The sequence below is a fragment of the Nocardia sp. CDC159 genome, from assembly GCF_023740735.1.
Lineage (GTDB): Bacteria > Actinomycetota > Actinomycetes > Mycobacteriales > Mycobacteriaceae > Nocardia > Nocardia pulmonis.
Window position 1 is genome coordinate 42,532 of record NZ_JAMRXH010000011.1, and the last position, 25,942, is coordinate 68,473.

Below are 25,942 nucleotides of genomic sequence, written 5' to 3' on the forward strand. Positions count from 1 at the left end.
AATCCGGAGTGCGCGAAAACACCCCCGAGACCGAAACGTTACGTCAGCCGATATTGGCCGAGATATCCGGAATCATCCGATATGCCTCGCTCTGCCAGTTGAACCAGTCGTGCACCCCGACGTCGGGGAACGAATAGACCGCGTTCTGCGCACCCAGGGTGAGCATGCGCACCTGGAACGCGCGAGTGTTGGCCAGCGCCAACGCCTCCAGTGGCGCGCCGCGCACGATGTGGTCGGCGGCCTCCAGCGGCGGCAGGGCCAGATCCTCCGGCGCGGGTACGCCGCTGCCCGCGGCGATCCACAATCGCGTGTTGTTCGCGATCAACCGGGGTGCGAAGACGAACGGATCCATGCGCAGCCAGGCCGGGCCCCACGGCGGCGCCATCGAATCCACGTTGTAGCCGCCCGCATCGATCATCGCGAGCCGAATCGCCTCGCGCATACCGGGCGCGGAGATATTCAGATAGCCGGAGAACGAGCCCGCGAAACTGAACTGATCCGGGTGATAGGCCGCCAGCGTCAACGCCGCGCTACCGCCCATCGACAGGCCGAACACCCCATTGCGATCGACCCGGAAACCGAGCCTGTCCCGCAACGCGTTTCGCAATTGGACGGTCAGGAAGGTCTCCCAGTCGTAGCGGTAGCTCTTGCCCGGACCGCCCAGGAACGTCTCGGTCGCACCGGATCCCGTGACGGACCCGAAGCCCGGCGAACCGATGCCGAAGAACGAACTCGGCGCGTTCCAGTCGGCATAGAAGCTGGACTGCCCGCCGATCGGCATGACCGCGTTGATATTCCACGCGGCCAGCACCTCGGCCACATTGGTCTCGTGCTCCCAGCCGCTGATGTCCTGGGTGGCCCGCATGCCGTCGAGCACATAGGCGACGCGGTTGGTATTGCCGTCGGCGGCCCGCAGGATGCGGGTCTTGATCGGTCCCATCACCGGGGAGTCGACCCAGAAGTCGAAGGCGGCGGGGGTGAACGCGGCCCGGGCCGGGGCGCCACCGAAACCCGCGAGCGCGATGGGCACGGCCATCATCGTCGCGACCGCCAGAACCGTCCGTCGCAGCCACCCGGCCCCCAGGGAACCGGACGTACTTCGCGCACCTCGCATCGCTGTCGACCTTTCGCCAGCGACCGGCGCACTTCTCGCGTCGCACGTCCGGCCGCTCGATCCGGAAACTGCGGGTCCTCGCTCAGTCGAGTATTACGGATGTCCGGTTGGTTCGCGGCCAGGCGGGCGGAATAAAACCGAAAAGTGATCTTGGACGTACGGAAAAGAACGAGGGGCCCGCTGAGCGGGCCCCTCGTCGATCGAATCGGTCAGCCGATATTGGCGGAGAGATCCGGGATCATGCGGTAGACCTCGCTCTCCCAGTAGCGCCAGTTGTGCACGCCCACGGCCGGGAAGTCGTAGGTGACGTTGTTGGCGCCCAGGGTGGCCATCCGGACCTGGAAGGCCCGGGTGTTGACCAGGGCCAAGGCCTCGAGCCCCATCGCGTTGAGGGTGTTGAAGTTCGGGCCGTCGACCGGGCCGGGCAGGCCGCTACCGGCGGAGATCCACAGCCGGGTGTTGTTGGCCTTCAGCCGAGGGGCGAAGACGAACGGGTCCATGCGCAGCCAGGCCGGGCCCCACGGCGGCGCCATCGAGTCGATGTTGTAACCGCCCGCGTCGATCATCGCCACCCGCAGCGCCTCGCGCATACCGGGCGCGGAGACGTTCAGATAGCCGGAGTAGGAACCGGCGTAGCTGAACTGATCCGGATGGTAGGCGGCCAGCGTCAGTGCCGCGCTGCCGCCCATGGACAGGCCGAACACGCCGTTGCGGGTGGGGTTGAAGCCCAGCCGGGCCCGCAGCGCGTTGCGCAGATCGCGGGTCAGGAAGGTCTCCCAGTCGTAGCGGTAGCTCTTACCCGGGCCACCGGCCAGCACCTGGGTCGCGCCCGAGCCGGAGGCCGAGCCCGAGGAGGAGCCGGTGATCGGCGGCAGACCGAGGAACGAGCTGGGCGCGTTCCAGTCGGCGTAGAAGCTGGACTGCCCGCCGATCGGCATGACCACGTTGATGTTGGCCTGGGTGAGCGCGGCCGCGACATTGGTCTCGTGCTCCCAGCCGCTGATGTCCTGGGTGGCCCGCATGCCGTCGAGGGCGTACACCACGCGGTTGGTGTTGCCGTCCGCGGCGCGGAAGACCCTGGTCTTGATCGGCCCCATGACCGGGGAGTCGACCCAGAAGTCGATGCCCGAGGGGTTGAACGCGGCGGAGGCGGTGCCCGCCTCGACGACCGAGGTCCCGAAGGGCACCAGCGTCGCCAACGCCACTCCGAGCACCGACCGCTTCAGCCAGCCGGCCCGACGTTTCGTCTGCGCCCCTCGCACAGTCACGCCTCGCATATTCTGTTCGGCCTTTCCCTTGTGCGGCCGGGGTTGGCCGCGTCTTGCTGATGGATCGCCCCTACGCATGCGGACATGCGTCCCCGACGGACGTACTCATCGGAGCTTATCGTGCGAGCAACAGCGTGTCGTTACCGAATCGAGACTAAGTGGCGAAGGACTCGCTATTACATGACTAATTCGGAGCCGTCGGGGTTGTCGGATCGACCAGATGGCAACGCTGGATCTCGTACTTGGGCACCCGGTCGATGCGGTACTTGGCGAAGTGCAGAGATTGGACGATGTTGTGCCGAAACCGGTCCCAGGTCAGCGGTGCGCGCGAGGAGGCGAGCAGATCCTGGGTGGCCGGGCAGCTCAGGGCCGTACGGGCCTGGGTGACCCACTTCTCGTCCAGGAACCACGGCATCCACGGATGCCGGTCGACCATGCCGGTGTCGACCACCACCCAGTCCGGGTACAGGTTCTTGTCGTGGCCGATGCGCCCGTCGGCGAGCCGGTCGGTGTGGGCGGCCAGCGGATAGGCCAAGCCCTCTTGATCGATCACGCGCACGTTCAGCGGGACGTTCATGCTCGTCATGCCAAGATTCAGGAAGTAGACGGTATGGCCGTGGCCGTCCTCCGGAATGGGCAGCGGCGGCGGGGCGACGTACCACATCATGAACGACGGCGAGTTGAGCAGCAGGCCGCCGTCCGGGGTCAGGGCGATATCGCGAATCATCGCCCGCATGCGCGGATAGTCCAGATAGTCCTCGGCCAGGATCGGATGGTCGTGGCCGCTGTTGAGCACGTAGTAGACGCGCTCGTCGACGATGCCGGTATCGCTGATCGACGCGCCCGCGTTGTTCGCGGTGGTGTTGGCGGCGAACAGCGCCCACCCCATTGCCACAAACCAGGCGACCAGGGGAACCGCGACGCCCGCCACCGCTTTCGGATCCCGCGTCGCGGGCAACCGCAGGGGCAGCACCGACACGGGCAGCAGCAGGATGAACAGCTGCGGCAGCAGCATGCGGCCGTGCATGAAGTCGCCACCGACGCGCAGGTTGAACGCGATCAGCAGCAGTCCGCTGAACAGCATGAGGAGCACGATCGCGGTCGGAGAATGCAATCGCTGGCGCAACGCCCGTAACCCGGTCACCCCGTCCCGCGGCGACGCGGAGGCGGCGGCACGCCGGGACGACCGGATCACCAGCACCGCCGCGGCGACGAGTAACAGCAGCGGCAGCCACAGGTAGTACGGACCCACCAGATCCCACAGATAGGTGAATCCCTGCTGCCACTTCGCACCGCCCGCCTCCTTGGCGATGGCGGTGTTGGGAACCGGCAGCCCGTAGTAGCCCATGCGCCAGATCTGGTAGCCCAGCGGCACCAGCCCGCCGACCACCACGGTCAGCGCGCGAATCACGATGGGCCGCAGCCGGGATTCGGGCATGGGTGCGGAAAAGACCAGCAGCAGCGCCAATCCGCCGAGAATGGTCATCTCCGGCCGGATGACCCAGCACAGCCCGGCCCAGAAGACGAGCCCGAAAAGGGCGGGCAGCGTGACCTTCTCGGCCTGGCTCCAGCGCATCAGCAGCCACCACAGCACGCCGATCCAGAAGATGACCAGGCAGTTCTCCAGGCCGGAGCTCGCATAGTCGCGGGCGGGCGGCACCGCGATGTAGACCAGCGCGCCCGCCGGGAGCAGCAGCTGCCCGGCCGCGCCGCCCCACAGCCGCGCCGCGCCGAGCATGGCGAATACGACCGCCAGCAACGACAGCGTCAGCGCCACGCCCAGCACCACGTATTCCAGCCGGGCCTGGGTGAGCCAGCTGAAGAACCAGACGACATAGGTCCACGCGGCGCTGGTGTTGGTCTCCACCCGCTCACCCGAATTGAACACCGGTCCGTTCCCGGCCAGCAGATTGCGCACGGTGCGCAACACGATCAGGCCGTCGTCGGCGATCCAGCGCCGCTGCCAGGCGCCGACGCCGAACAGGACCACGGTGAGCGTCACCCCACCGACGAAGGTGGCACGGGACAGCAGCGAGGCGCGCCGCGCGGCTAGGGCCTGGCGCAGCGCTGCGCCGACCGGTAGGGCCGTCGTGGGCGCATCCTCGTTCCGCTTGTCTCCCGCTACCACCATCTCGTCAGGTGAGATAGACAGCGACACCTACCGCTCCGATCCACGCTATGGCCAGGAGCTGCAGAATGCGGTCCCCCAGCGCGATCTCTTCGGGTTCACCGGCCTCGCCGCCATCGACGTCGACCGCGTAGCGCAGGATCGCGACCGTGAAGGGAATCATCGAGATCGCGAACCAAGGGTTGTTCTTGTGATCGTTCTCGAACGCCCACAGCCCGTAGAACACGACCACAGCGGTGGCCGACAGGGTCCAGATGAAGCGCAGATAGGTGGGCGTGTAGTACTGCAGGGACTTACGGATCTTGGCGCCCGTGTCGAGCGCGATCTTCAGTTCGGCGTAGCGCTTGCCCGCGGCCATGAACAGCGAGCCGAAGGCCATGATCAACAGGAACCATTGCGACAGATGAATATTGGCGGCCGCACCACCGGCCACCGCGCGCAGCAGGAAGCCCGACGACACGATACAGACGTCGAGCACCGCCTGATGCTTGAGCCCGAAGCAGTAGGCCAGCTGAATGCCGATGTAGACCGCCATTACCACCGACAGCTGCCACGCCGCCAGGAACGAGAGCAGGATCGAGCCGATCAGCAGCACCACCGACAGCGCGTATGCCAGATTCACCGGAACCACACCGGCGGCGATCGGCCGGAACCGCTTGGTCGGATGCGCCCGGTCGGCCTCCACGTCCAGCGCGTCGTTGACCAGGTAGATACCCGAGGCCGCCATGCAGAAGACCACGAAGGCGACCGCGATGTGCCAATCCCGGGTGAAGTCCGCGAGGTAGTAGGTGTCGGTGCCCGGAATCTTGCCCGCCACCATCGGCGCGGCCAGCACCAGGACGTTCTTCACCCACTGTCGCGGCCGCACGGCCTTGACCAGGCCACCGGCCAGGGTCTTGGGGGGACCCTTGATGACGGCCTCGTCCAGGTCGACGCTGGTCGGCTCTTCACTCATTTCAACGAGGGTTCTTTCCTGTGCGGTCACTGGTGAATCTCTTTTCGGCGGCTAGCACTGCGGCAGCGGACGCGGCGCCCAGCGCGGAACCGGCGAGCACGTCGGAGGGGTAGTGCACCCCGAGCACCACTCGGGAGAGCAGCATCGGGGGCACGAGCACCGCAGGCAAGGGTAGCCCGGTGAGCCGGCCGAGCAACACCGCCGCTGCCGTCGTGGAGGTCGCATGCGAGGACGGGAAGCTGAGCTTGCTCGGCGTCGACACGTTGACCTGCACCGATGGATCGTTTGGGCGGGGGCGGCGGACGATCCGCTTGATGACGACGGATGCCGCGTGTGCGCCGAACGCGCCCACCGCGACCCCGGCCCACTCGCGGCGGCGGCGCTTGTCCACCAGCGCGCCGACCGCGCCGATGCCCATCCAGCCCAGCGCGTGCTCACCGAAGTGCGACATGCCCCGAGCGGCCTTGATCACCTGTGGGTTTCGCCCGATCGTGCCCTGGACGGCATTGATGATCTTGACCTCGGCGGGTGCGGGCGGCGCGGGTTCGGGCACCACGCGCAGATGCGGCGAATCGGCCGATTCCGGTGCGGCGGCGGTCATTTCCCCTCACTCGCTGAGTCGATGCGGCGTCCGCGGGTCCCTTCGTGGTTACGCAAGCTGCCTCCTCCGGTCCCGTCGCTCCCGCCGATTCCGAACGCGTTCTCCCACGCGGCGGTGCTGGTCAAGTACGGATGTGCGGCACGATACTGGGCGCGGATTTCGCCGAACCGGGCGGCCAGTTCTTTGCGCAGTCGCATGGCCTCCTTGAACAGCGCGAGCGCCTGGCGCGGATCGCGTTTGCGGTAGACCACGCCGCGGCCGTCGGCCGTCGTCACGGTGACGCCGTCGACCTGCGAGAGCAGGAACCAGCGGGCGTCCAGGGTCGGCACGTTGAGCTGCGGGCGCTCATGGTGTTCGGGCTTGGCCCTGCGCAGGTTGTGCAGCACGCCCTTGCCCAGGCGCACCACCTTCGCGATCGGATTCGACGGTTCGCCGACCGCGCCCACATCCGCGCCGCTGGCGAACGGGAGTTCGGTCGAGGACGGCAGGATCACCGCGTCCGGGAAGTCCTTGCGCATCTTGGCGACCGAACCCAGCGCGGTCGGCAGCAGCTGGAACAGCCGGTCCGGACCGGCCATGAAGTCGCGAATCGCCTGATTCTGAATGGCGACCGTCGAATACTCCAGGCACAGCAGGTGTTTGAGCGTGGCCTTGATCGTGTTGACGATCATCGGGCGACCGTCGCCCGGCAGGTGCAGCGCCGCGACCACCAGCCGGTTGCGCAGGTGGAAGTAGGCCTGCCAGTCGATCGCGTCGTCCTTGTCGCTCCAGGCCATATGCCAGACCGCCGCGCCCGGCAGGGTCACGGTCGGATAGCCCGCCTGCTTGGCGCGCAGACCGTATTCGACGTCGTCCCACTTGAGGAACAGCGGCAGCGGCTGGCCGATCTCCTCGGCGACCACGCGCGGGATGACGCAGGTCCACCAGCCGTTGAAATCGACATCGATGCGCCGGTGCAGCAGTTTGGAGTTGTCACGGTCGCGCAGCGGGTATTTCGAGAAGTCGTGGTCGTATTCGACATTCGGCGCGGCGGTCCACATCCAGATGCCGCGGTCGACGACCTCGCCCATGGTGTGCAGGTGCGAACGCTCCTGCAGATTCAGCATCTGACCGCCGACCAGCGTGGGCGTGCGGGCGAAGCGGGCGAAGGCCAGCGCGCGCAGGATGCAGTCCGGCTCGATCTCGATATCGTCGTCCATGTAGACGATGTACTGCGCGTCGGTGGTCTTCAGCGCCTCGTACATGACCCGGCTGTAGCCGCCGGAACCACCGAGATTGGGCTGATCGTGCATGGCCAAGCGGCCGCCGAGGGCGGCGGCGGCCTCGGCGAAGCCCGGCTCGTCGCGCACCTTGCGCGTGCCCTGATCCGGGATGATGACGGCCTTGACCTTCTCCAGCACCAGCGGGTCGGAGCCCAGGGCGGCAAGGGTTTTCACACAGTCGGTGGGGCGGTTGAAGGTCGGCATGCCGACCGCGATGCTGCCCTCGCCGGGCGCCTCGACCGGGGCGTACCAACCGCCGCTGCGCAATTCGACGTGCGAGTCGGTGGTGATGTCGAACCAGATCCAGCCGCCGTCCTCGAACGGGGCGAGGTCGACCTCGAATTCCACCGTTATTCCCGCGAAGGATGTGCGGGAACGGCTCGTGGCGCCCTCCCCCACCATCGCTTCGGGCACCGCGTCTCCCGTTGTCCCGGCATGGTCTCCCGTTGTCCCGGCGCGGCCTCCCGTTGTCCCGGCATGCTTTTCGCCGGGATTCACCACGACGTCGGTGCTGAATTCCTGCCCCTGCACGTGGATTCGGGAGCCGTCGGCCTTGGAACGGTACACGTCCACGCGGCCGTGGCCGGACAATTCCAGCCGCAGCACAACCGATTTCAGAACGGTCCAGCGCCGCCAGTAGCTCGCGGGAACGGCATTGAAATAGGTACAGAACGACACCTCGGATTCCGCGCCGATCGACAGCGAGGTGCGCGAGGTGGCATGGGCGCGACGGGCATTCGTCGCGGACTCCTCCAGATAGAGGGTGCGCACGTCCAGCGGTTCACCCGGCCGGGGCAGGATGATCCGCTGCAGTAGCGATTTCGCGCGAGTTTCGATCGTCATCTCTTCCAACGTCGCCTGCATGGTCACTCGTTGTCGTCCCGATCCACCAGCGGCGCACCGGATTCCAGGTGCGGGCGCAGCACGTTGTCGAACATGCTCAGCGCACTGCCGATGGCCATGTGCATATCCAGGTATTTGTAGGTGCCCAGGCGGCCGCCGAAGAGCACCTTGGCCGCGGCGGTTTCGGCCCTGGCCCGCTCACGGTAGGCCAGCAGCTTGGCGCGGTCCTCGGGGGTGTTGATGGGGTAGTACGGCTCGTCGCCGGTCTGGGCGAAGCGCGAGTACTCGCGCTGGATGACCGTCTTGTCGGCCGGGTAGTCGCGCTCGGGGTGGAAGTGGCGCGGCTCGATGATGCGGGTGAAGGGCACGTCCGCGTCGTTGTAGTTCATCACCGAGGTGCCCTGGAAGTCACCGGTCGGCAGCACCTCGGTATCGAAGTCGATGGTGCGCCAGCCCAATTCGCCCTCGGCGTAGTCGAAGTAGCGGTCCAGCGGGCCGGTGTAGATCACGGGGGCGTCCGGGTTCTGGGCGCGGATCTCCTCGCGCACCTCGAACCAGTCGGTGTTCAGCCGGACCTCGATCAGGTCGGATTCGGCCATCTTGGCCAGCCACGCGGTGTAGCCGTCCTTGGGCAGGCCCTCGTAGGTGTCGTTGAAGTAGCGGTTGTCGAAGGTGTAGCGCACCGGCAGGCGGGTGATGGTGCTCGCGGGCAGTTCCTTCGGATCGGTCTGCCACTGCTTGGCCGTGTAGTCGCGAATGAACGCCTCGTACAGCGGTCGGCCGATCAGCGAGATCGCCTTCTCCTCGAGGTTGGCGGCATCCTTGCCCTCCACCTCGGCGGACTGCTCGGCAATGAGTTTGCGGGCCTCGTCGGGAGTGAAGTACCGCCCGAAGAACTGCGACAGCAGCCCCAGGCCCATCGGCAGCGGGTACGCCTGCCCTTTATGCATACCGAACACGCGGTGCTGATACCCGGTGAACTCCGTGAACTGGTTCACATAGTCCCAAACCCGCTTGTTCGAGGTGTGGAACAGATGCGCCCCGTACTTGTGCACCTCGATCCCGGTCTCCGGATCCGCCTCCGAATAAGCATTTCCACCCAGGTGGTAGCGGCGTTCGATCACCAGCACCCGCTTCCCGAGCAGGCTGGCGGTGCGTTCGGCAATGGTCAGCCCGAAGAAGCCGGAGCCGACGACAATGAGGTCGAAGGGGGATGCGACGGTCACGGGTGCCCAGCGTATCGGAAGTTCCGCCGACGTCCGGGTCGAGTGGCGGACTGGGGTGCACCCGCCCGCTCAGCGGTACGCCCGCGACGGCCCGCCGCGACCGGCCGCGATCCAGCGACCGGTTGATCCGGCCAGTGCCAGCCACCGGGGCGATGCCGTGGCGTCGTAGGCCGAACGCCGCTCTTCCGGGCACATGCCGATGAACGCGACGGCGACCAGGCCGAAGAGCCCGCCGTCGAGCACCGCGAGGGCACCCGCGGTGATCGCGGTGTCGCCGTTGGGCCTCGATGGCGGACGACCGGGCGCCGCCGGATGGACTGGCTGCCCCACCGGGGTGTGCGGATGGTTCATGCGGTCCTCCCCCCTTGCTCCCGCGCGAGCTCTACCGCGAGGCGTCCGGCGGGGCGCCGTTATGGACCCGCCGGACGCGTCGAACCCGGCTACCGCGAACGCGATTCGGCGTAGACCTTCATCGCGTCCCGGACGAACTCGGCGTTGCCCTCGCCGTGCCGGTCGAAGTTGACCCGGAATCGCGGGTCGGCCACGTACATCTCGCCCAGGTTGGTGAAGTACTCCAGGTTCGGCTGGTCGGTCTGCCAGCCCAGGCCGATCCATCGGTAGTGCCGCTCGACGATGGCCTGGACCTCAGCCGAGTCGGGGGACAATCCGTCGCGGTGGGCCCTGCCGTAGTCGGCGGCGATGTCGACGAAGGTCTGCTGGAACTGCCGCCGCTCCTCCTCCGACATCGAGCGCCACCAGCGATCGCCGCTCTCGTAGGCCTCGCGGCCCCAGCGCTCGATCACCTCGTCCTTGTATTTGGTGTGGTCGAAGCCGTCGAATACTTCCTCGGCCATGAGTTGTTCACCCGCTTCCGTCTTCTGCAATGTGGTGTGCACCGACGCGATCTGCCGTGCGATCCGGTCCTGTTCCTGCCGCAGCAGGTTCAGATGGGTGCGCAGCGCGGCGCTGGTGTCCTGCTCACCCGCGAGCACCTCGGCGATGACCGGCAGGCCGAGGCCGAGTTCACGCAGCAGCAGGATGCGTTGCAACCGCACGAGGGAGGACTGGTCGTAGTAGCGGTAGCCGTTGGCCCCGATCCGACTCGGCGGCAGCAGCCCCAGCTGGCCGTAGTGGCGCAGCGTGCGGCTGGTCGTCCCGGCCGCCTTCGCCAGGTCCTGGATGGACCATTCGGTCGTGGACTTCGCCACCGTCGCCTCCTCTCGTTCGCGTCGATGAACCCAGCTTGCAAGTTGACGTTACGTCAAGGTCAAGCTCGATATCCGCTTGTCGTCGGCGGCCGATCAGGCGGCCCGGCCGAGAGCCAGCGAGGAGCTATTGATAATCTCAACATTGAGATAACACCTCAGGACTCGTCTTGATGTGAGAGGACTCGCATGAGCGATGCGGTGGACCAGGTCGTGGCCGCGTGGTCGAAGGTGGCGCCCGATCTGGACGTCTGGCCCACCCATGTGGTCGGACGGATCAAGCGCCTCGGGCGGCTGCTCGATCGGGAGATGAAGGACTTTTTCGCGCCGCACGGGCTGGAGTACTGGGAGTTCGACGTGCTCAGCACGCTGCGCCGCTCCGGCGGCCCGGACGGGCTGACCGCGGGCGCGCTGATCAAGGCCACGATGGTCACCTCGGGCGCCATCACCAACCGCATCGACCGGATGGCGGCCAAGGGCCTGGTCCGGCGCACCTCCGATCCCAGCGATCGGCGCACCGTCCGCATCCAGCTCACCGACGCGGGCCGCGAACTCATCGACGAACTCATGCCCCTGCACGTCGCCAACCAGATTCGCATCCTCGGCGGCCTGGACCGCCCCGACCTCGATCGGCTGATCGTGCTGCTGCGCGCGTTGCTGGAATCGCTGGGCGACACCGATCTGGACTGATCCGACTACCGTGGCGAATTCCGTTGGCTGCCATGGGATCCCCCGGCCGATCCGGACGGTGGCAGCGGGATCGACCCGGGATCAAGCCCCGGATCCAGGCCCGGCCCGTCGACCGGGTCGTGACCCGAAGTCGGCGCGGCCGCGCCGGGCGCCATGCGCGCGAGCGTATTCGGATCCACCACGCGCGCACCGAATTCGGGAGTCCACACGATGACACCGGATTGGAACACCCGAAACGTCCCGAGCTGTCCCGGCAGCGACGTCTCCGGTCCGATCGGCGCGCCCAACGGCCCTGCGGGACCACCGGTTTCGGCATATTTCAGATCGATGGCGGTATCGGTGCGTGGCGGCCGCGGATCGAATCGTGGCGTCACCGGCACCTGCGGAACGGCCGGCGCGGCCGGAACCAACTGAGCCGGTGCCGGACCCACCTCGAGGGTGGTGATGTCCACGGGCTGCCCGCCGCCCGGCGCGGCAGAATACTCCGTGCGCAGAATGTATCCCTCGCGCAGCAGCACCTGCCCGGCCGTCGCGCGCACCGCCTCCACCGCCCGCGGATCCTCCTTCTCGGTGCCCGGATACTGCTGGCAATCGGTCGTATCGCAGGTCTGGGCATAGGGATAGCGGTGTTCGGCCAGGGCGTAGGAGCGGGCCGCGACGGCCTGTGCGCGCAGGGCCTCGGCCCCGCCGCGATCGGCCCAGTTGGCCTGCATCTCCGCCGGAACGACGCCGAGCAGATAGTCCTCGACGTCGACCTCGTTGACCGTGCGCGGCTCGCCGTCCTCGAGTGTCACCGCGAGCGCGCCGCGGAAGGTCGAGCCGTCGCACACCTTCAGATGTTCGGCGGGCGGGCGATCCGGCCCAGGATCCATCGGATAGGCCCGGGGATCGTCGGTATCGCCCTCCCACACTTGCTCACCCGTGCAGCCCATGGTGACGGTGACGTGGGCGCCACCGCCGGGCGTCGGAGTCAGATGCGCCGCCTGGCCCGCGACCACGCGCCGACCGGCGACCAGCACCCCGGTATCGGAGTACACGTCCAGGGTCTGGTTGTCGTACACCGTTAGCCGGACCCGGACTGCCGTCGGCGCGATCGTGGCCAGGGTCGCGCCCGGGTAGTAGCTCATGAGAATGCTCTGCGCCGATGCGCCCGCGGCCGCCTTCTCCAGGGCCCCGAACTGGCTCATGCCCCGGCCGTGCCCGGTGGCCGAGAGCGTCCGATAGGCGGTGTCGACCGGGCCGATCATCGGATACGACCAGGTCACCACGATCGTGCCGCCGGTGAGCGAGACGGCCGCCAAACCCATCACGACATATCTGCGCCGACGCAGGCGCCTACGTAGATCACCCTCCCGAACTGCGGTCGTGCCCATGTGGACTCCCCACGGACGGCGCGGAGCGGCATGTCCTCCCCGCGGTATGGCTATCTAAAAGTTACATTTCAGCTACCAAGAGTCTCAGTCTCGAGTGAAGCTTTAGTCTTGTGACATTTGTGACTAGTGTGACCATTGATCCGTCAGGAATCAACCCGCATCGCTGCTGACGGTCGCCGGTTCTACCGAATGAGGGAGACGATCGTGCCGTACCGTGGACCGCAACGCTCGTATCTACTACCGGTGGTGACGACCCTGGCGGTCGCCGCGCCGCTGGCGACGCTCGTCCTGCGGGAGCCACCGGAATATCGATCGACCACTGACAGCAATCTTGCCGCGATTCCCACGCAACTCACCGAGATGGCGTTGGCGGCGGCCCCCGACGTGGTGCTCCCGCTACGCGAGCTGACCGGCCTGGACCTACCGGACCTACGGCTGTCCGATCTACGCAGGCTGCCCCTACCCCGCGCGCTCCCCGTACCGGCAGGTCTGCCCAATCCCCTCGGTGGCGAACTGCCCACCGAGATCCAGCTCCCTCGGCTCGACGACGCCGCCGCGACCGACCCCCTCTTCGCCAGCGCCCAGACCGCCGATCCCAGCACTCCCGCACTCGCTCCCGGGGCCGTCGCCCCCGAACTCACCGACCAGGTCGGCGCCGAGGTCAAGCAGCTGCGCCGCGACACCCCCTTCAGCGTGGTCGCCCTCACCGGCAGGGATCTCGCCGGGACCAAGGCGCTGGTCCGGGCGCGCAAGGACGACGGCAGCTGGGGCTCCTGGTATGACACCGAGCGGGTGGAGACCTCCCGCAACGATCGCGTGCGCGGCGAGAAGACCGGCACCGAACCGGTTTTCGTCGGCGCCACCAAGGCCGTGCAGGTGCTGGTGACCCACCGCGTCGCCGCGCGCGGCGACGACCCGGCACAGCTGACCGCCAAGGATCTGTCGGCGGTGCTGATCGATCCGGGCCGCGGCCCGGCCGACCGCAATCTCGCCGAGGTTGCCGCCCCGCTGCCCGGCGGCGGCCCCAGGGTGATCAGCCGCGCGCAGTGGGGCGCCGACGAGTCGCTGCACGAACAGTGCTCCGAACAGCAGCCCGCCTACGACGACTTCCTCGGCGGCATCACCGTGCACCACACCGCGGGCCGCAACGACTACAGCCCCGAGGAGTCGGCCGGCATCGTGCGCGCCATCTTCGCCTACCACGCGAAGACGTTGGGCTGGTGCGATATCGGCTACAACGCGCTGGTCGACAAGTACGGCCAGGTCTTCGAGGGCCGCTTCGGCGGCCTGGACCGGCCGGTGCAGGGCGCGCACGCGGGTGGTTTCAACGAGAACACCGCCGGGGTCGCGATCATGGGCGACTTCCAGAGCGAAACCCCCTCCGAGGAGGCCGTCCAGGCCGCCGGGCAGTTCATCGGCTGGCGCGCCCGGGTCGCCGGACTGGATCCCCGGGCACATACCACCATGATCTCGGAGGGCACCGACTACACCTTCGTCCAGGAGGGCGAATCGATCGATCTGCCGGTCGTCTTCGCGCACCGCGACGTGGGCAACACCACCTGCCCGGGCGACGCGGCCTATGGGCAGATGGACCGCATCCGCGAAATCGCGGCCGCGGTGGCGGGCACTCCCGTCACCGAGGATGTGAAAACCTATGCGGGCGCGGCCGATCCGAACGCGCCGACCGGCCCGCAGACCCAGCAGCCTCAGCGCAGCCGGACCGATCTCGCCGCCCTGGCGCGAATCACCACGCGCATCCTGAACCTGCTCGACAAGAACGCCATCGCGAATCACTATGTGGCCCAGGGCGGTCCGAATGGCCGCCTCGGCGCGGCCGCGTCCGACCCGATCCCGACCCGCGGCGGCGGCCAGTACGTCCGGTTCGTCAACGGCTATGTCTACGCCGCACCCGACGGCACCATCACCGAGGTGGCCGGGCGCATCCTGGACCGATTCATCCAATTGGGCGCGGAGAGCGGCATTCTGGGGCTGCCCGTCCGGGGCGCCCACCCCGTACCGGGCGGCACACAGGTCGACTTCCAGTACGGCTCACTGCTGCTCGACACCGCGACCGGCCTGGTCACCACGCTACTGAAGTCCTACGGCGACCATCAGAATCCGGCCACCATCCCGGCCCCGATCGCGCATCCGGCCCCGACGCCGTAGCGTCAGCTGGCCCACCAGCGCTCGAGCACCTGGGCCACGCCGTCGGCGGAATTGGACGCGGTGATCTCGTCGGCGGCGGCCTGGGCCTCGGGATGGCCGTTGGCCATGGCCACGCCGTGGCCGGCCATGCGCAGCATGGGGACGTCGTTGGGCATATCGCCGAACGCCACGATCGTCGCGTGCTGCACGCCGAGGCGCTCGGCGACCAGGGTCAGGCCCGCGGCCTTGGTGATCCCGGGGGCCGACAGCTCGATCAGGCCGTTGTTGGTCGAATAGGTGATGTCGGCCCGGCCGCGCAGTTGCGGTTCCAGCGCCGCGCGCATATCGGCGCTGGTCGCCCCGCGCAGCCGGATCAGCATCTTGATCGCCGGAGCGGCGATCACCTCCCGGCGGGCCACCTGGGTGTCGTCCGGATTGAGCCAGGCGTGCTCGTATTCGGGCGAACTCACGAACTGCGGCGTGGCCGCGTCGTGCGCGCTCGCCCCGACCCGTTCGGCGGCCAGGCCGCAGCCCGGCAGCACCCGCTCGGCCAGATCGGCGATCCAGCTCAGACTGTCCACGTCGAGGGTGGTGGTGTGCAGGATGCGATCGGCCGCGCTGTCGTAGATCACCGCGCCGTTGCCGCAGACACTCAGCGGCGCATGTCCGAGTCCGTCGACGACGGGCCCGATCCAGCGCGGCGGCCGCCCGGTGGCCAGCACGAACGGGACACCGTCGGCGACCAGCGCGGCGACCGCGGCCCGCGTGCGCGGCGTCACCCGCTCCTGCTCGTCGATCAGCGTGCCGTCGACGTCGGTGGCCACCATCTTCGGTTTGGACAGGTGCAGACGAGTCACCTATTCCATCCTGCCGGAAACGACCGCCGGACCGTAATCACGATTCGGGTCGGGTCCAGGGGTTGTCCGTGGGCGGCCGATAGGGCGGGGGCGAAGGGGCCCAGCGGGCGGCCGGGTCGTAGGCCAGCCAGCGCGTGGTGGCCGGGAGAAGGACGAGGATCAGGGTCACGATCGGAAAGGCCAGCCCGAGCAGCCCGCTGATCGTGCCCAGGGCGAGGAAGGGGCTCCACATCGACGCGACCACGGCCCCCACCACACCCCGCACGATCGCCGTGCCCGTGCCGATCGCGATGAGGGTGCGCCCGACGGTCTTGCGCCGCAACAGCGCGATCGCGCCCCACGCGAGCAGCACGCCGACCACGATCGCCACCACGCCGGTACCCGCGAGATATGGCCCGAACCAGCTGTCGGCCGGTAGCTCGTCCCCGGACATATCGAGCTCGCGCAGCAGTCCGGTCGCCCCCAGCACCACATTCGCCAGTCCACCGAATAGCTCGGCGACCGCGCCCAGGGATGCCAGCACACCTGCGGCTATCGCGGTCCCCCCATTCGGCGCGGGCTGCCAGCCGCTCGGATACGGCTCGTAACCATCCGGATACTGCGGAAGAGCCATTGACAATCCCCCTCGTTCGCGCCTCGAACCGGCGACGTAACGACCGGCCCGATGCACGATATCTCCGTTTTGCGCATGTCGCTCGCCGCGCATGCCACGCCACCACCCCTATCTGTCCCTATGATCAGGGGCTAGCAAACCCGACCCGAGGGGACCGATGACCGGCTTTCTGCTACGACGTGCGCTGAACTATGTCGTGCTGCTGGTGCTGGCGACCTTCCTGACGTTCAGCCTGGCCTCGTTGACCTTTCGCCCCCTCGACAGCCTCGAGCAACGAAATCCGCGGCCGCCGCAATCGGTGATCGACGCCAAGGCCGAGGAACTGCACCTCAACGATCCGATCCCGCAGCGATATCTGACCTGGGTCGGCGGCATGGTGCACGGCGACTTCGGTAAGACCCTCGCGGGCCAGCCGGTGAGCGAGGAACTGCCGCGCCGGGTCGGAGTCAGCCTGCGACTGTTGATCGTCGGATCGATCGTGGGCACGGTCCTCGGCGTTCTGATCGGGGCGGCCGGTGCGATCCGGCAGTACCGGTTCAGCGATTACTTCACGACCATCGTGTCGCTGCTGATCCTGAGCACGCCGGTGTTCCTACTCGCTACCATTCTGAAATATGGTGCCCTGCAAGTCAATTCGTTGACCGGCACGCAGATCTTCCTCTACACCGGCGAAACCTCGGCGAATGCCGTGCACGGGCTGTGGAATCAGCTCGTCGACCGTGCTCAACACATGATCGTCCCGACCCTCGGCCTGGCCCTCGGTTCGATGGCCGGTTACAGCCGCTATCAGCGCAACGCGATGCTGGACGTGCTGCAGAGCGATTTCATCCGCACCGCGCGCGCCAAGGGCCTGACCCGGACCCGCGCGCTGTACAAGCACGGCCTGCGAACCGCCCTGATCCCGATGGCGACCCTGTTCGCCTACGGCATGGGCGCGTTGATCACCGGCGCCACCTTCACCGAGAAGATCTTCGGCTGGCACGGCGTCGGCGAATGGCTGATCGACGGCGTCAACGCCCAGGACCTCTACATCGTGGCGACCGTCACGGCATTCACCGGAGTGGTCGTACTGGTCTCGGGCCTGCTGTCGGACATCGTCTACGCCCTGCTCGACCCCCGGGTGCGTGTGGCATGACCGAGACCGAGATCATCGCGCAGGGCGCGCCGGAACCCACCGCGGCCGGACGCCGGAAACTGGTGTGGCGCAGGTTCCTTCGGAACAAGGCGGCGGTGGCGGGACTGATCGTGCTGCTGCTCATGCTGATCCTGAGCTTCGCGCTGCCGCCGCTGCTGAAATACGACTACCAGGAGCTCGATTACACGGCCCTGCTCAAACCTCCCAGCCCGGAACATCCGTTCGGCACCAACCAGATCGGCCAGGACGTGCTGGCGCAGACGCTGCGCGGCCTGCAGAAGTCGCTGGTGATCGGCTTCAGCGTGGCGATCTTCGCCAGCCTCATCGCCGCGACGGCCGGATCGCTCGCGGGCCTGCTGGGCGGCTGGACCGATCGGGCAATCATGTGGCTGGTCGATCTGCTGCTGGTGGTGCCGAGCTTCATCATCATCGCGATCTTCGCCCCGCGCACCAAGGGCAGCGGGTCGATTCTGCTGCTGATCGTGCTGCTGGCCGTGTTCAGCTGGATGATCAGCGCGCGCATCGTACGCGGCCTGACGCTGAGCCTGCGCGATCGCGAATTCGTCCGGGCCGCACGGTATATGGGCGCCTCCACCTGGACCGTGATCACCACCCACATCATCCCGAACATCGCCTCGATCCTGATCATCGACACCACGCTGGCGGTGGGCGCGGCGATCATGGCCGAGACCGGGCTGAGCTTCCTCGGCTTCGGCGTGCAGCCGCCGGATGTGTCGCTGGGCTCGCTGATCGCCTCGGGCACCAAATCCGCGCTGACCTATCCGTGGCTGTTCCTGTTCGCCGGTGGGCTGCTGGTGATCACCGTGCTGTGCGCCAACCTGGTCGGCGACGGCCTGCGCGACGCCTTCGATCCGAGCTCCAAACGGGCTCGTTCGCGCCGCAAGAACACCGACGAACCGAAGGCCGTCGCATGAGTGAGTCGACCAAGCGCGCGACGACCGCGCCCCTGCTCGAGGTCTCGGACCTGCATGTGTCCTTTCCCTCCGAGGAGGGCCGCATCGATGCCGTGCGCGGGGTGAACTACACCGTCGCCGACGGCGAGGTGCTGGCCATCGTGGGCGAGTCCGGTTCCGGCAAATCGGTGTCCTCGCTGGCGGTGATGGGGCTGCTGCCCGAGCAGGCGCGGGTGCGCGGCTCGATCCGGTTGCGCGGCAAGGAATTGCTGGGCATGGGCGATCGGGAGTTGTCCGCCCTGCGCGGCAGCCGGATCAGCATGGTGTTCCAGGATCCGCTCTCGGCGCTGACCCCGGTGTACCGGATCGGCGACCAGATCGCCGAGGCGCTGCTGGCGCACGGGAAGATGAGCAAGCAGGACGCGGCGCGGCGGGCGGTGGAACTGCTGGATCTGGTCGGCATTCCCGATCCGGAGCTGCGGGCCCGTGCCTTTCCGCACGAATTCTCCGGCGGCATGCGCCAGCGCGTGGTGATCGCGATGGCCATCGCCAACGATCCCGAGCTGATCATCTGCGACGAGCCCACCACCGCCCTCGACGTGACCGTACAGAAGCAGATCCTCGGCCTGCTGCGCAAGGCGCGCGACATCACCGGCGCGGGTGTCGTGATGATCACCCATGATATGGGTATCGCGGCCACCCTCGCCGATCGCGTCGCGGTCATGTACGCCGGTCGCATCGTCGAAACCGCCGGGGCGACCGAACTTTTCAACGCCCCCCGGATGCCGTACACGGTCGGCCTGCTCGGCTCCATCCCGCGCATGGACGGCCCGCCGCGCGCCCCGCTGATACCCATCGTCGGCGCGCCCCCGGCCATGCACGCGCTGCCGCCCGGCTGCCCGTTCGCCCCGCGCTGCCCGGTCTCGATCGACGAGTGCCGGGCCGCGGAACCGCCGCTGCAGGACACCAATCCGGGCCACCGCGCCGCCTGCATCCGCACCGCGGAGGTCGGCACCGCGGCGCTGTTCGCCGCCTATCGGCGCGAGATCACCGAGCCGGTGCGCGAGGCGGAGCCCGATCCCCGCGTGGTGCTGCGGGTTTCGGGACTGACCAAGACCTTCCCGATCACCTCGGGCGTATTGTTCAAGCGCCGCCGGGGCGAGGTGCGCGCGGTGGACGGCATCGACTTCGAGGTGCGGGCGGGGCGGACGCTGGCGCTGGTCGGCGAGTCCGGATCGGGCAAGTCCACCACGCTGACCCAGATCATGGATCTGGCCCAGCCGGAGGCGGGCGCGATCGAGGTGCTCGGCCACGACGTCACCGCCCTGACCAGGGCCGGCCGGCGCGAGATCCGACGCAGGATGCAGATTGTGTTCCAGGATCCGTCGGCCTCGCTGGATCCGCGCCTGCCGATCTTCGACGCGCTGGCCGAACCGCTGCGCATCGACGGCCGCGCGCGCGACGAGATCCACCGGCGGGTACCGGAATTGCTGAAGCAGGTCGGCCTGCGCGGCGAGCATGCCGATCGCTATCCCGCCGATTTCTCCGGCGGCCAGAAGCAGCGCATCAACATCGCCCGGGCGCTGGCGCTGGATCCGGAGCTGCTGGTGCTGGACGAGCCGGTGTCCTCGCTGGACGTCTCGATCCAGGCGGGGGTGCTCAATCTGCTGCGTGAGCTGCAGGCCGAGCGCGGGCTGGCGTATCTGTTCGTTTCGCACGATCTGTCGGTGGTCCGCAATCTCGCCCACGACATCGCCGTGATGTATCGGGGCAAGATCGTCGAATCCGGCCCGGCGGAACAAATTTTTGCCGATCCTCGCCACGAGTACACCCGCGCCCTCATCGACGCGGTACCCGTTCCGGTCGTCGCACGATAGGAGAAGGCCGTGAGGCGTCGTTCCGCCGTACCGTATGCGATTGCCCTGCTGATCGCGGTGGCGATGGGAGTGGGCGGCTGCGCCGCGGGCGGCGACGAGGCCGGTGATCCGATCACGCTCGGCGCCGCCAACGACATCAACCCGCAACCGCGCGAGACGATCCGCGACGGCGGCAATCTTCGCCTGGCGACCACCGGATTCCCGTCGAACTGGAATACGCTGTCCAACGACGGCAACAACCTCGAGATCGCCCGCATCGTCTGGGCGATGATGCCGCGCTCGTTCACCATCGACGCGGCCGGGCGCACCGAGGTCGACAAGAACTACTTCACCGATATCCAGCTGACCGGCACCGACCCGCAGCAGGTCACCTACACCATCAACCCGGAGGCGGTCTGGAGCGACGGCAGCCCGATCACCTGGGCGGACATCGCCTCTCAGGCGCATGCGCTGAGCGGGGTCGACAAGCGCTATCTGATCGGCACCACGGTCGGATTCGACCGGGTCGAGAAGGTCGAGCGCGGCGTCGACGACCGCCAGGCCGTCATCACGTTCAAACAGCACTACGCCGAATGGCGCGGCCAGTTCGCCGGAAACGCGATGCTGTATCCGAAGTCGGTGACCGGCGATCCGGAGACGTTCAACCACGGCCTGGCCGACCACATCACGTTGACCGCCGGACCGTTCCTGGTGCGGTCCACCGACCGCACTCAGGGCCGGATCGTGCTGGGCCGCAATCCGAAATGGTGGGGCGACACCCCCAAGCTGGACACGATCACCATCAGCGTGCTCGATCAGAATGCCTGGCCCCAGGCGCTGCAGAACAAGGAACTGGATGCGGCGCAGCTGTTCTCGCTGTCGGATGTCGCGACGGTCCGCGGCACCTCCGGCCTGGCCGTGCGGCGCGCCCCCGGACCCCTGTGGCGGCACCTCACCTTCAACGGCGCGCCCGGCTCGATCCTGGCGGATCCGAAGCTGCGCGTGGCGATCTCGAAGGCCATCGATCGGCAGGCCATCGCGAACGCCGTGCTGAACGGCCTGGAAGCCGACCCCAAACCGCTGAACAACCACGTCTTCGTGCGCGGCCAGGACGGCTACCGCGACAATGCCCCGCCCTTCGATCCCGACGCCGCCGCCCGCGAACTCGACGCCCTGGGCTGGAAACTCAACGGCGACATCCGCGAAAAGGACGGCCGCCGCCTGGAAATCCGGGACGTCATGTACAACAACGAGACCTGGGTCAAGGTCGCCCAGCTGATCCAGCAGAACCTGGCCCGCGTCGGCGTGAAGCTCATCATCGACGCCCGCCCCGGCCAGAACATCTTCTCCGAGGTCTTCATCCCCGGCGATTTCGACCTGGCCCAATTCCAATGGCAGGGCGACGCCTTCCCGCTCAGCGGCCTCCCGCAGATCTACGCCCTGAACCCCGACAACAAACAGGGCAATTTCGGCCGCATAGGCTCCCCCGAACTCAACGCCCTGATCGACCGCACCCTCTCCGAACTGGACCCCGGCAAGACCCTCGAGCTGGCCAACGAGGCGGACCGCATGATCTTCGACGAGGGATTCTCGCTGCCGCTGACCCAGGACCCGGGCAACTGGGGGGTGCGGCCCGACCTCGCCAACTTCGGGGCGGCGGGGTTGGCGTCCTATGACTACACCAAGATCGGCTTCACGAAGTAACCCTCCCCCGACGGAAGGAGCGATCCATGCGGATTCGTTCGACAGTTACCCGGGCCGTAATCCCCGTGGTCGCACTGGGTTTGGCCCTGTCCGGATGCGCCGGATCCGACGACGGGGGCGGGACCGGAACGGCCGCGGTCGGAACGACCAACGACATCAATCCGCACGACGTCGCCGATCTGCGGGACGGGGGGAATCTGCGGCTGTCGGTGTCGGGATTTCCCGTCAACTGGAACACGCTCATGGTCGACGGAAACGAGGCCCCGGTCGCGAGCATGGCACGGGCGATGCTGCCGCAGGCCTTCCGGATCGACGCGGCGGGCAACACCACGGTCAACACCGACTACTTCACCAGCGTCGAACTGACGAAAACCGATCCGCAGCAGGTCACCTACACCATCAACCCCAAGGCGGTCTGGTCCGACGGCACCCCGATCACCTGGGAGGACATCGCGTCGGAAGCGGCGGCCATGAGCGGGCGCGACAAGGCGTTCCTGATCGCCGGTACGGTCGGATTCGACCGTGTGGAGAAGGTCGAGCGGGGGGTCGACGATCGGCAGGCCGTCATCACCTTCAGCAAGCATTTCGCGGAGTGGAAGGCGCAGTTCGCCGGTAACGGCATGCTTTATCCGAAGTCGGTGACCGGCACTCCGGAGGCGTTCAACAAGAGCCTCGTCGATGGGCTGCCCGTGACGGCGGGGCCGTTCCAGATCCAGTCCATCGACCGCACGCAGGGGCGGATCGTATTGGGGCGCAACCCGAAATGGTGGGGGGCCACACCTAAATTGGACACCATTACGTTCAGCGTCCAAGACGTTGCCGCGGACATTCCCGCCCTGCAGAACAACGAGCTCGATGCTGCCGGAGTGAGCAACCGTGACCAGCTGAAGACCGTCGAGGGCATTGCCGGAGTGGCCATTCGCCGCACCCCGGCCACCCAGTGGTCACACCTCACTTTCAACGGTGCACCCGGATCCATTCTGTCCGATCCGAAACTGCGCGTGGCGATCATGAAGGCCATCGACCGGCAGGGCATCGCCACCGCCATCCACAACGGGCTCGTAGCCAACCCCCATCCCCTGAACAACCACATCTACCTCGAGGGTCAGACCGGCTTCCAGGACAACAGCCTGCCCTACGATCCCGACGCCGCCGCGCGGGAACTCGACGCCCTGGGGTGGAAGCTCAACGGTGACGTCCGGGAAAAGGACGGCCGCAAGCTGGAGATCCGCGACGTGATGTACCAACAGGACGTCTGGGTGCAGATGGCCCAGATCATGCAGCAGAACCTGGCACGCGTCGGTGTGAAGCTGAATATCGAGACCAAGCCGGGCACCGGATTCTTCCGCGACTGGATTCAGCCGGGCAATTTCGATGTCGGGCAGTGGACCTGGGTGGGTGACGCGTTCCCGTTGAACGGCATGCCGCAGATCTGGGGCTACGATCCGAACGATCTGCAGGGCAACTACGGCCGGATCGGCTCGCCCGAACTGAATGCCCTGATCGAGCAGACGATCTCCGAACTGGATCCGAAGAAGGCCATCGAGCTGGCAAACCAGGTCGATCGCAAGATCTGGGAGGAGGGCCATTCGCTGCCGCTGCTGCAGTCGCCGGGAATCGTCGCGGTCAAGGACACGATCGCCAACTACGGCGCCCGTGGTCTGGCCACCCTGGACTGGACGAAGGTCGGCTTCCTCAAATAACCCCCGCTCGACGGAAGGAGCGATCCATGCGGATTCGTTCGACAGTGATTCGTGCCGCGATCCCGATGGTCGCCCTGGGTTTGGTCTTGTCGGGGTGTGGTTCCGGCGGCGGCCCGGAGGCGGGCAGCAACAAGGTGGGCACGACCAACGACATAAATCCCAAGCCGCGTGACGAGGTGCGCGACGGCGGGAATCTGCGGCTTGCGATCACGTCGTTCCCCGAAACCTTCAATACCCTGCACGTGGACTCCGACCAAGACGCCGGGGACGTGGTGGCGTGGACGATACCGAGTGCGTTCCAGTCGAATGCGGCCGGAGAACTCACCATCGACCACAACTATTTCACCGATATCCAGCTGACGAACAAGGACCCGCAGCAGGTCACCTACACGATCAATCCGAAGGCGGTCTGGTCCGACGGCAGCCCGATCACGTGGGAGGACATGGCCTCCCAAGCCGCGGCGCTGAGCGGAAGGAACAAGGAGTTCCTGATCAGCGCTCCGCTGGGATTCGATCGGGTCGAGAAGGTCGAGCGCGGCGTCGACGACCGCCAGGCCATCGTGACATTCAAACAGCACTACGCGGAATGGAAGGGGCAGTTCGGCACCCTGTATCCGAAGGCGGCGACCGCCGACCCGAAGGCATTCTCGGATCTGTACCGCAGTGGAATGCCGGTGAGCGCCGGTCCGTTCATGATCACCACGATCGATCGGACGCAGAACCGAATCGTCCTGGGGCGCAATCCGAAATGGTGGGGCGAGACGCCGAAGCTCGACACGGTGACATTCAGCGTGCTGGATTACTCCGCCCGCATCCAGGCCCTGCAGAACAACGAAATCGATACGGTCGGCATCTCCGGCCTCGACGAGCTCACCAGCGCGTCGGGTGTCCCCGGCATCAAGGTTCGCCGCACACCCTCGCCCGCCTATTCGCATTTCACCTTCAACGGCGCACCGGGTTCGATCCTCGCCGACCCCGCGGTGCGTCGAGCGATCGCGAAGGGCATCGACCGCGAAGCGATCGCCACCACCAATCAGCACGGCGTCGTCGAGGACCCGAAGCCGTTGAACAACCACATCTTCGGCATCGGTCAGCAGGGTTACCAGGACAATGCCGCGTCCGTGGCGTACAACCCCGACCAGGCCGCGAAGGAACTGGACGAGCTGGGCTGGAAGCTCAACGGTGATGTCCGCGAGAAGGACGGCCGCAGACTCGTGCTCCGCGATGTCATGTACCAGCAGGAAACATGGGTGCAGACCGCACAGGTCCTGCAGCAGAACCTCGCGAAGATCGGGGTGAAGGTCGAAATCCAGACCTATCCGGGCAATGGGCTCTTCACCGACGTGATCGATCCGGGCAACTTCGATATCGCGCAGTTCAGCTGGAGCGGTAGCGTGCTCCCGCTGGGGGCACTGCGCCAGATCTACTACTTCGATCCGAACAATATGCAGGGCAACAAGGGCCGGATCGGCACACCCGAGCTCAACGCCCTGATCGATCGGACCCTGTCGGAGCTGGATCCCAAGAAGGCCATCGAGATGGCCAATCAATGCGACAAAATGATCTTCGATGAGGTCTTCTCGCTGCCGATCGTGCAGTCCGCGGGCCTGACCGCGCAGCGCGAGGAGGTCGCGAACTGGGGCTCCTTCGGCCTGGCTTCTCCCGATTACACGAAGGTCGGCTTCGCCAAGTGACCCCCGGTGCGGGCCACCCCCTGGCCTACCCGGCTCTCACCACCATCGGCGCCCTGGCGATCTGCCTCGCCTGGGCGCCGTTCGGCGGTCTGGAGCAGGTGAGCCTGGTGGGGACGGTGGCGCTGATCATCGTGGCGTACACGGCGGTTCGGTTCGCGGTGGCATACGGGGTGGTGCGCGGGCGGGCCGTGCCGCCGGGGGTGGTGCGGTGCAGGCGGGTGCGGCAGCAGTATCGGCTGGTCAGCCGGTCCTGGCTGGAGTTTCGGGTGGGCGGACGGAACCGTTGGCTGCCGGTGTATTTCGATCCCGCGCTGGTGACGCTGGCGGAGGCGGAGGCCGAATTCGGGGGCGGCGCCGTGCGCGTCGGTGGGCGGCGGCTGTATCCATCGGGGGCGCCGCGTGATTCGGAGCCGGTGGGGCGGCTGGTGGACAATCCGACGCGGGTGGATCCGGAGGGGGGCGCGCAAGCGGTGCGGGCCGCGCGGGTGGGGCGGCGGCTGCTGCTGGATGCGCAGTCGGCCGTGGCCGCGCCGTTCGCGGGGGTGTTCTGGGTGTATGTGGTCGGCGGTGGGTTGGCGGCATTCGCCTGTGCCACTACCGTTTTCGCGGGTGCGGCGGTGTGGTTCGCCGCGATCCGCGGATCCGATCCGAGCTGA

General features: G+C 67.3%; 20 protein-coding genes and 1 pseudogene. 9 read left to right on the forward strand and 12 right to left on the reverse strand.

What is annotated here, in order from left to right; genetic code table 11:
- Positions 1-43 precede the first annotated feature (43 nt).
- The 9 genes and pseudogenes from NDR87_RS23195 to NDR87_RS23235 all read right to left on the reverse strand — a co-directional run bounded on the left by NDR87_RS23195 (position 44) and on the right by NDR87_RS23235 (position 10,605).
- Positions 44-1,114, reverse strand: coding sequence for an alpha/beta hydrolase family protein (locus NDR87_RS23195; protein ID WP_251915301.1), 1,071 nt, complete (start codon positions 1,112-1,114; stop codon positions 44-46).
- A gap of 209 nt (positions 1,115-1,323) precedes the next feature.
- On the reverse strand, positions 1,324-2,391 hold the full coding sequence (locus NDR87_RS23200) for an alpha/beta hydrolase family protein (protein ID WP_251915304.1): 1,068 nt from the start codon (positions 2,389-2,391) through the stop codon (positions 1,324-1,326).
- A 175-nt stretch (positions 2,392-2,566) separates the two neighbouring features.
- Positions 2,567-4,513 (reverse strand): flagellar motor control protein ZomB, encoded by a 1,947-nt coding sequence (gene zomB / locus NDR87_RS23205; protein ID WP_251915306.1) that lies wholly within the window; start codon positions 4,511-4,513, stop codon positions 2,567-2,569.
- A gap of 4 nt (positions 4,514-4,517) precedes the next feature.
- Positions 4,518-5,465, reverse strand: a complete 948-nt coding sequence (locus NDR87_RS23210; protein WP_251915308.1) for a decaprenyl-phosphate phosphoribosyltransferase — start codon at positions 5,463-5,465, stop codon at positions 4,518-4,520.
- A 1-nt stretch (position 5,466) separates the two neighbouring features.
- Positions 5,467-6,066 (reverse strand): phosphatase PAP2 family protein, encoded by a 600-nt coding sequence (locus NDR87_RS23215; RefSeq protein WP_251915311.1) that lies wholly within the window; start codon positions 6,064-6,066, stop codon positions 5,467-5,469.
- An 86-nt stretch (positions 6,067-6,152) separates the two neighbouring features.
- A pseudogene (locus tag NDR87_RS23220) lies at positions 6,153-8,171 on the reverse strand (glycosyltransferase); the annotation flags it as partial.
- A 23-nt stretch (positions 8,172-8,194) separates the two neighbouring features.
- The gene (glf, locus tag NDR87_RS23225; RefSeq protein ID WP_251915313.1) at positions 8,195-9,397 is read right to left on the reverse strand and encodes a UDP-galactopyranose mutase; all 1,203 of its coding nucleotides are present in this window, start codon (positions 9,395-9,397) and stop codon (positions 8,195-8,197) included.
- Between the two features lie 69 nt (positions 9,398-9,466).
- Positions 9,467-9,748: a hypothetical protein gene (locus NDR87_RS23230; RefSeq protein ID WP_251915315.1), complete on the reverse strand. Its 282-nt coding sequence runs from the start codon at positions 9,746-9,748 to the stop codon at positions 9,467-9,469.
- A gap of 89 nt (positions 9,749-9,837) precedes the next feature.
- Entirely contained in the window at positions 9,838-10,605 is a 768-nt protein-coding gene (locus NDR87_RS23235) for a MerR family transcriptional regulator (RefSeq protein WP_251915317.1), read from the reverse strand.
- Positions 10,606-10,791: 186 nt separating this feature from the next.
- Here NDR87_RS23235 and NDR87_RS23240 point away from each other — a divergent pair, with 186 nt between their 5' ends.
- The gene (locus tag NDR87_RS23240) at positions 10,792-11,292 is read left to right on the forward strand and encodes a MarR family winged helix-turn-helix transcriptional regulator (protein ID WP_251915319.1); all 501 of its coding nucleotides are present in this window, start codon (positions 10,792-10,794) and stop codon (positions 11,290-11,292) included.
- 5 nt (positions 11,293-11,297) lie between these two features.
- On the opposite strand, the gene NDR87_RS23245 is transcribed toward NDR87_RS23240, so the two are convergent.
- Positions 11,298-12,665, reverse strand: coding sequence for a SpoIID/LytB domain-containing protein (locus NDR87_RS23245; protein ID WP_251915321.1), 1,368 nt, complete (start codon positions 12,663-12,665; stop codon positions 11,298-11,300).
- 204 nt (positions 12,666-12,869) lie between these two features.
- On the opposite strand from NDR87_RS23245, the gene NDR87_RS23250 reads away from it, so the two are divergent.
- Positions 12,870-14,831 carry an N-acetylmuramoyl-L-alanine amidase gene (locus tag NDR87_RS23250; RefSeq protein WP_308212138.1) on the forward strand — a complete coding sequence of 654 codons (1,962 nt, stop codon included), beginning with the start codon at positions 12,870-12,872 and terminating at the stop codon, positions 14,829-14,831.
- Positions 14,832-14,833: 2 nt separating this feature from the next.
- Here NDR87_RS23250 and NDR87_RS23255 read toward each other — a convergent pair whose 3' ends face one another.
- Both NDR87_RS23255 and NDR87_RS23260 read right to left on the reverse strand, forming a co-directional pair.
- The gene (locus NDR87_RS23255) at positions 14,834-15,637 is read right to left on the reverse strand and encodes an HAD family hydrolase (protein ID WP_372494292.1); all 804 of its coding nucleotides are present in this window, start codon (positions 15,635-15,637) and stop codon (positions 14,834-14,836) included.
- Positions 15,638-15,704: 67 nt separating this feature from the next.
- Entirely contained in the window at positions 15,705-16,280 is a 576-nt protein-coding gene (locus NDR87_RS23260; RefSeq protein WP_251915325.1) for a hypothetical protein, read from the reverse strand.
- 157 nt (positions 16,281-16,437) lie between these two features.
- Here NDR87_RS23260 and NDR87_RS23265 point away from each other — a divergent pair, with 157 nt between their 5' ends.
- The 7 genes from NDR87_RS23265 to NDR87_RS23295 are packed head-to-tail and all read left to right on the forward strand — an operon-like array spanning position 16,438 to position 25,942.
- Positions 16,438-17,415, forward strand: coding sequence for an ABC transporter permease (locus NDR87_RS23265; RefSeq protein ID WP_251915327.1), 978 nt, complete (start codon positions 16,438-16,440; stop codon positions 17,413-17,415).
- Positions 17,412-18,350, forward strand: coding sequence for an ABC transporter permease (locus NDR87_RS23270; RefSeq protein WP_251915329.1), 939 nt, complete (start codon positions 17,412-17,414; stop codon positions 18,348-18,350). The genes NDR87_RS23265 and NDR87_RS23270 overlap by 4 nt, the downstream gene beginning before the upstream one ends.
- Positions 18,347-20,206 carry an ABC transporter ATP-binding protein gene (locus NDR87_RS23275; protein WP_251915331.1) on the forward strand — a complete coding sequence of 620 codons (1,860 nt, stop codon included), beginning with the start codon at positions 18,347-18,349 and terminating at the stop codon, positions 20,204-20,206. The genes NDR87_RS23270 and NDR87_RS23275 overlap by 4 nt, the downstream gene beginning before the upstream one ends.
- A 9-nt stretch (positions 20,207-20,215) precedes the next feature.
- Positions 20,216-21,889 carry an ABC transporter family substrate-binding protein gene (locus NDR87_RS23280; protein WP_372494273.1) on the forward strand — a complete coding sequence of 558 codons (1,674 nt, stop codon included), beginning with the start codon at positions 20,216-20,218 and terminating at the stop codon, positions 21,887-21,889.
- A 26-nt stretch (positions 21,890-21,915) separates the two neighbouring features.
- Positions 21,916-23,592, forward strand: coding sequence for an ABC transporter family substrate-binding protein (locus NDR87_RS23285; RefSeq protein ID WP_251915335.1), 1,677 nt, complete (start codon positions 21,916-21,918; stop codon positions 23,590-23,592).
- Positions 23,593-23,618: 26 nt separating this feature from the next.
- Positions 23,619-25,286 (forward strand): ABC transporter family substrate-binding protein, encoded by a 1,668-nt coding sequence (locus NDR87_RS23290; protein ID WP_251915337.1) that lies wholly within the window; start codon positions 23,619-23,621, stop codon positions 25,284-25,286.
- Positions 25,283-25,942, forward strand: coding sequence for a hypothetical protein (locus tag NDR87_RS23295; protein WP_251915339.1), 660 nt, complete (start codon positions 25,283-25,285; stop codon positions 25,940-25,942). The genes NDR87_RS23290 and NDR87_RS23295 overlap by 4 nt, the downstream gene beginning before the upstream one ends.